The following is a 6,159-nucleotide window of genomic DNA, read 5'->3' as shown; positions in this document are numbered from 1 at the left end:
CGTCGTCGGTCGAGCCGACCGACTCGCCGCCGCGACCGCCGCACTCGTCGGCCGGCCGGGGGCGGGCACCTTTCCGCTGCCGCGGGGCCCGCACCGAGCTGCCGCGGCGCCCCGCCGCCCGGCCGCGGTCCCTGCCCCCGGCCGCCCACCGGGCGAGCCGCTTCCCGGCCGCCGGGGCCTGCCGGACGCCGGCCCCCGTACCGGGCCGGTGGGTGTCATCCTTCACCCGCGGGCGCGCGCGTCGTGCGGCCGCAGGGATGCGACGTCCTGCGCACGCGGGCTGCGCGCATGCGGCGTCGTGCGGCCGCGGAGGTGTATGGCGCCCGGGCCGTGCGTGTTCGGGTGACACACGGCCCGGGGCCGATCGGGAGCCCCGGGAGGGGCTGGGGGTCCGCCGGCCCCGTTCAGACGGCGGCCGGGGCGGCGGCCGCCGCGTGGGCGTCCATGCGCTCGGCGGCCAGGATGGCGGCCGTGGTGTCGGCGCGGGACGCGGCGACGACCAGGGCGCGGCCGGCCAGGGCGTGGGCCTTGCGGTGCAGAGCCGAGGCGTACGGCTCATGGACGGCCGAGGCCGCGGAGGAGCGCACCGTGGGGCGGCCCTGGCGCAGCCGGGCGACGTGCGCGGCGAGGCGCTCCGAGGCCCGGTCGAGGTCGGGGTCCGGTTCCGGGGCCAGGGCCCGCAGTTCGTCGGTGACGGCGAGGAGGGCCGCCAGATGTCCGGCGAGCTGGATGTCCAGCTCCTCCTCGCGGCTGCGGTGCGGGTAGCGTCCTTCGCGCTGGGCGTCGGCCGTCATCGTGTGGACCGACTTGCCGCGGATCGGTTCGTACATGGGACGGCCTCCTGATGTGTTCAGGATGCCATCCTACATTGGATTGAGTCTAAAGTTGAGGGGGGTCGGAAAGAGCGGTCCGGCTCTCTCCGTACTCCGGCCCTTTCCGTACGGGACGGGGCGGCGGCGCGTCAGTGCTGGCCGTAGCCGTCCAGGAAGTTCCCGATCCGCGTGACCGCGTCCGTCAGGTCCTTCGTCGAGGGCAGCGTCACGATCCGGAAGTGGTCCGGTTCGGGCCAGTTGAAGCCCGTTCCCTGCACGACCATGATCTTCTCGGCCCGCAGCAGGTCGAGCACCATCTGCCGGTCGTCCTTGATCTTGTAGACCTGCGGATCGAGCCGGGGGAAGAGGTAGAGCGCCCCCTTCGGCTTCACGCAGGTCACGCCCGGGATCCGGGTGATCAGGTCGTACGCGACGTCCCGCTGCTCCAGCATCCGGCCACCCGGCAGCACCAGCTCCTCGATCGACTGCCGCCCGCCGAGCGCCGTGGCCACCACGTGCTGCGAGGGCATGTTCGCGCACAGCCGCATATTGGCCAGGACGGTCAGGCCCTCGATGTAGGAGGAGGCGTGGGCCTTGGGGCCGCAGACCGCCATCCAGCCGCTCCGGTAGCCGGCCACGCGGTAGTTCTTCGACAGTCCGTTGAAGGTCAGGACCAGCAGGTCGGGCGCGACGGCCGCGGTCGGGACGTGCTTCGCCCCGTCGTAGAGGATCTTGTCGTAGATCTCGTCGGAGCAGACGACCAGGTTGTGGCGGCGGGCGATCTCCGTCAGACCGCGCAGCATCTCGTCGCCGTAGACGGCGCCCGTCGGGTTGTTCGGGTTGATGATCACGATCGCCTTGGTGCGGTCGGTGACCTTCCGCTCGATGTCCGCGAGGTCGGGCATCCAGTCGGACTGCTCGTCGCAGCGGTAGTGGACGGCCGTGCCGCCCGCCAGCGAGACGGACGCGGTCCACAGCGGGTAGTCGGGCGCCGGTACGAGCACCTCGTCGCCGTCGTCGAGCAGGGCCTGCATCGACATCTGGATCAGCTCGGAGGCGCCGTTGCCGAGGTAGACGTCGTCGACGGACAGCTCGATGCCCTTGGTCTGGTAGTACTGCATGACCGCGCGCCGCGCCGAGAGCAGGCCCTTGGCGTCGCCGTAGCCGTGCGCGTCGCCCAGCGAGCGCAGCATGTCCTCGAGGATCTCCGGCGGGCACTCGAAACCGAAGGCGGCAGGGTTGCCGGTGTTGAGCTTGAGGATGCGGTGACCCGCCGCCTCGAGCCGCATCGCCTCCTCGAGAACCGGTCCCCGGATCTCGTAACAGACGTTGGCGAGCTTGGTCGACTGGATCACCTGCATGAGCCAACTTTACGGCCGTGTTTCGGGCGGGGCGCAGTGTCATGGGCCACGCGGGGGCCTTCGCGGGCTCCGGCGGGCGCGTTGACGTGCCGTCAGGGGGTGCGACGGACCGCGCGCCCCGCGAGGACGTCCGTGCGCCGGCCGTCTTCAATCACAAAGCGGCCGTCGACGAGTACGTGGGGAATACCGGACGGAAGCATGCGGGGGGCTTCGAAAGTGGCGCCCGCGGCCACCGTCCCGGGATCGAAGATCACCAGATCGGCACGGAAACCCTCCCGTACGAGGCCGCGGTCGGGCAGCCCGAGCCGGGCCGCGGGGCGTGACGTGAGATGCGCCACGCACTCCTCCAGGGACAGCACGCCCAGCTCCCGTACGTACCGTCCGAGGTAGTGCGGGAAGGTGCCGTAGGCGCGCGGATGCGGCTTGGCTCCCTGGAGGATCCCGTCGCTGCCGCCGGTGTGCACCCGGTGCCGCATGATCGCCCGGACGTTCTCCTCGTGGCCGACGTGCTGGAGGATCGTCGAGCCCAGCCGGTCGTCGAGCAGCAGCCGGCGGGCGGTCGCCCAGGGGTCCTCGCCCCGGCGGGCGGCGGTCCGCGCGACGGTGCTGCCGACGTGGTCGGCGAGGGCCGGGTCACAGGTGCCGGAGATCTCGATGGTGTCCCACTCGACGGGCACACCGTGGCAGCCGTCCGAGCCCCTGACCTCCAGGTCGTACCTGATGCGCTCGGCGGTCCCCGGGTCGGCGAGGCGGGCGAGCACGGCGTCGGGCCCGCCGACGCTCGCCCAGCCGGGCAGCACCGCGGCGAGCGTGGTGCAGCCGGGCGTATAGGGATAGGTGTCGAGGGAGATGTCGGCGCCCTCGGCCAGTGCCCGGTCGAGCAGGGCCAGCAGCCGAGGGGCCCGTCCCTCGTTCACGCCGAAGTTCATGGTGGCGTGCGCGAGGTGCAGGGCGCAGCCGGCCTCGCGGGCGAGGTCCACCATCTCCTCGTACGCCTCCAGGGCCCCCGCGCCGTACGAGCGGTGGTGCGGGCAGTAGTAGCCGCCGTAGCGCGCGACGACCCGGCACAGCTCGGTCAGCTCGGCGTCGCCCGCGTACCTGCCGGGCGTGTAGGTGAGCCCGGAGGACATGCCCACCGCCCCCTGCTCCAGGCCCTCGGCGACGAGCCGCTTCATCCGGGTCAGCTCGGCCCCGGTGGGCGGGCGGTCCTCCCAGCCCATGGCGTACATCCGCACCGTGCCCTGGGGGACCAGGTACGCGGCGTTGACGGCGATGCCCTGCCGGTCCAGGCGGTCCAGGTACTCGCCGACCGTCCGCCAGTCGAAGTCGACGTCCGTGTCCTCCGGCCCGCCGCCGTTCCAGCCGGCGATCGCCCGGCGGACCTCGCCGAGCGTGCGGTCGTCGACGGGCGCGTAACTCAGCCCGTCCTGGCCCAGCACCTCCAGGGTCACGCCCTGGGCGGCCTTCGCCGAGTGGTCGGGGTCGCGCAGGAGGGCGAGGTCGCTGTGGGCGTGCATGTCGATGAAACCGGGGGCCAGGACGAGGCCGTCCGCGTCCAGGGTGCGGCGGCCGGAGGGACGGGGCTCGCCCTCGCGGCGGACGGCGGCGATCCTGCCGCCCTCCAGCGCCACGTCGGCGCGGTAGGAGGGGCCGCCGGTGCCGTCGACGACACGGGCGCCGCGCACGACGAGGTCCACGGGACGGTCTCCTCGGATTCTCGGACTCTCTGGGTTCCCGGACTCTCCGGGTTCCCGGGTTCTCGGAATTCTCAGAAGAAGGTGCGGACGAAGTCGGTGACGGTGCCGTCCGTCTCCACGAGCGGGATCAGCTGCCACTTGTCGAAGGACGTGCACGGGTGCGACAGGCCCAGCGCCACCCAGTCGCCCACATCGAGGGCCGTGCCCTCCGCCACCCGCAGCCAGGAGTGCTGGTCGGACAGGGCGGTCAGGGTGATGCCGTCCGCGGGGCGCACCGAGCCGTCCCGGGTGGAGCGGACGAGCCGGGGCTCGGGCAGGCCCAGGTCGTACGCCGCGTCGCGTTTGCCCGCGTTGAGGAAGGCCTGGCCCGGCTCGGGGCGGGAGACCACCTGGGCCCACAGGCGGAAAGCCGGCTCCAGCGTGCCCTCCTCCGGTACCCGGTTGAAAGGGGTGATCCGCTCGTAGTGCCCCTCGTCGTGCGACACGTACGCGCCGGAGCGCAGCAGTCTCAGTACGGGGCGGGACAGCGGCGGCAGCTCCGCGAAGACCTCGGCCACCGCGTCGAACCAGGCGCTGCCGCCCGCGCTGACCACGATCTCCCCGAGGTCCGCGGGGAAACGCCCGGCCTTGTCGAAATCGGCGGCGAGCGCGGTAAGCCGGCGCAGCCAGGCCCGTACCCGCTCGCCGTCCGCCCGCGGCACCTCGCCCTCGTAGCCGGCGACGCCGACGAGCCGGAGCGAGGCCGAGGCTGCCACCGCGTCGGCGACGGCCGCGCAGTCGGCCTCGGTGCGGGCACCGGTCCGCGCGCCCTCTCCTGCGCCGAGCTCGACCACGACGTCGACGGGGCGGGAGACGCCCGGCAGCGCGGCGTCCATCAGCTCCACGCCACGCACGGAGTCGACGTAGGCGATGAACCGGAACTCCGGGTCGGCGTCGAGCTCGGCGGCGAGCCAGCGCAGGGCGGCGGGGTCGACCAGCTCGTTGGCGAGGAAGATCCGCCGGATGCCGAAGGCGCGGTAGACCCGGGCCTGGTGCGGCACGGCCGCGGTGATGCCCCACGCGCCGCGGCGCAGCTGGCGTTCGAAGAGCTGCGGGGCCATGGAGGTCTTGCCGTGCGGGGCGAAGGCCAGGCCGTGGCGCTCGGCATAGGTCTCCAGCAGGGCGAGGTTGTGCTCGACGGACTCGGCGGACAGGGCGAGCACGGGGGTGGTGAAGCCGCCGGTGAAGAGGTTGCGGCGCTGGGCGGCGAGCTCCCCGACCGTCAGGCCGTCCGCGTCCGGGGGCAGTCCCTTGAAGCGGTGGTCCACGGTCTCGGCTGCGAGTCCTTCGGCCATCAGGTGTTCCTCCCGAACGAGGCGGCTTTCCCGGATGCGCGTACCGCGTGGTCGGTTCGGTACCGCAGCATCGCGTTGCAGTATATGCAACATCCATTGCGTACAGTGCTTGTAGGTGTCTAACATCCCGGCCGATGCCCGGTCAATGGAGCCGGGAAGCAGCCGACCGGCGAGGAGCGACCCCCACCGTGACCCCTCACAGCCCGGTCGGCACAGCCGTCGACATCGTGTGCTTCGGCGAGTCCATGGTCACGTTCGTACCCTCCGTGCCGGGGCGGCTCGCCGACGTCCCCGCGTTCGCACGCGGTATCGGCGGCGCCGAGTCCAACGTGGCCTGCGCCCTCGCCGCCGCGGGACACTCCGTGAGGTGGGTCAGCCGGGTCGGCACCGACGGCTTCGGCGACCACCTCGTCGCCGCGATCTCCGCGTACGGGGTCGACACCGCATCGGTGGGCCGCGACCCGCACCGGCCCACCGGCGTGTACTTCCGCACCGCCACCGACCGCGCCTCCACGGCCCACGAGGTCGTCTACCACCGTGCCGGTTCCGCGGCCTCCGCCATGTCCCGGGACTCGGTGGACCCCGCCGCCCTGCTGTCGGGCCGCGTCCTGCACCTGTCCGGCATCACCGCCGCGCTCTCCGGCGGCTGCCTGGAGCTCATGCGCGAACTCACCGCCCGCCGCCCGGCCCGGCCGATCGTCTCCTTCGACGTCAACCACCGCCCCCGCCTGTGGCAGGGGCGGACCGACGGCCCCGAGGTCCTGCTGGGACTCGCCCGCGGCTGCGACCTCGTCTTCGCCGGCGCGGACGAGGCGGAGGCGATGTGGGGCCCGAAGGATGCGGACGCGGTCCGCGAGATCCTCCCGGAACCCGCGGTCCTCGTCGTCAAACGCGGCGCCGAGGGTGCCACGGCGTACGTCCGCACTGCTGCCGGGGGTGCCGGGGGTGCCGGGGG

At 73.1% G+C, this 6,159-nt stretch carries 5 protein-coding genes; 1 reads left to right on the top strand and 4 read right to left on the bottom strand.

Annotated features, from left to right (window positions below):
- Positions 1–404: 404 nt before the first annotated feature.
- From GUY61_RS33060 to GUY61_RS33045, 4 genes are all read right to left on the bottom strand, one after another.
- Positions 405–830: a hypothetical protein gene (locus GUY61_RS33060; RefSeq protein WP_166634011.1), complete on the bottom strand. Its 426-nt coding sequence runs from the start codon at positions 828–830 to the stop codon at positions 405–407.
- Between the two features lie 131 nt (positions 831–961).
- Positions 962–2,173, bottom strand: coding sequence for a pyridoxal phosphate-dependent aminotransferase (locus GUY61_RS33055; protein WP_166634010.1), 1,212 nt, complete (start codon positions 2,171–2,173; stop codon positions 962–964).
- 92 nt (positions 2,174–2,265) lie between these two features.
- Positions 2,266–3,870, bottom strand: a complete 1,605-nt coding sequence (locus tag GUY61_RS33050) for an amidohydrolase family protein (protein ID WP_166634009.1) — start codon at positions 3,868–3,870, stop codon at positions 2,266–2,268.
- Between the two features lie 71 nt (positions 3,871–3,941).
- Positions 3,942–5,204, bottom strand: coding sequence for an amino acid deaminase (locus tag GUY61_RS33045; RefSeq protein ID WP_166634008.1), 1,263 nt, complete (start codon positions 5,202–5,204; stop codon positions 3,942–3,944).
- A gap of 245 nt (positions 5,205–5,449) precedes the next feature.
- On the opposite strand from GUY61_RS33045, the gene GUY61_RS33040 reads away from it, so the two are divergent.
- The coding region (locus GUY61_RS33040; RefSeq protein WP_243766927.1) for a sugar kinase at positions 5,450–6,159 on the top strand (710 nt) is incomplete at its 3' end.

The sequence above is a fragment of the Streptomyces sp. GC420 genome (assembly GCF_009916105.1).
In the GTDB taxonomy this organism is placed as follows: Bacteria; Actinomycetota; Actinomycetes; order Streptomycetales; family Streptomycetaceae; genus Streptomyces.
The sequence above is the reverse complement of the archived record's forward strand: the minus strand, read 5'-3'. Positions and strand labels throughout refer to the sequence as shown.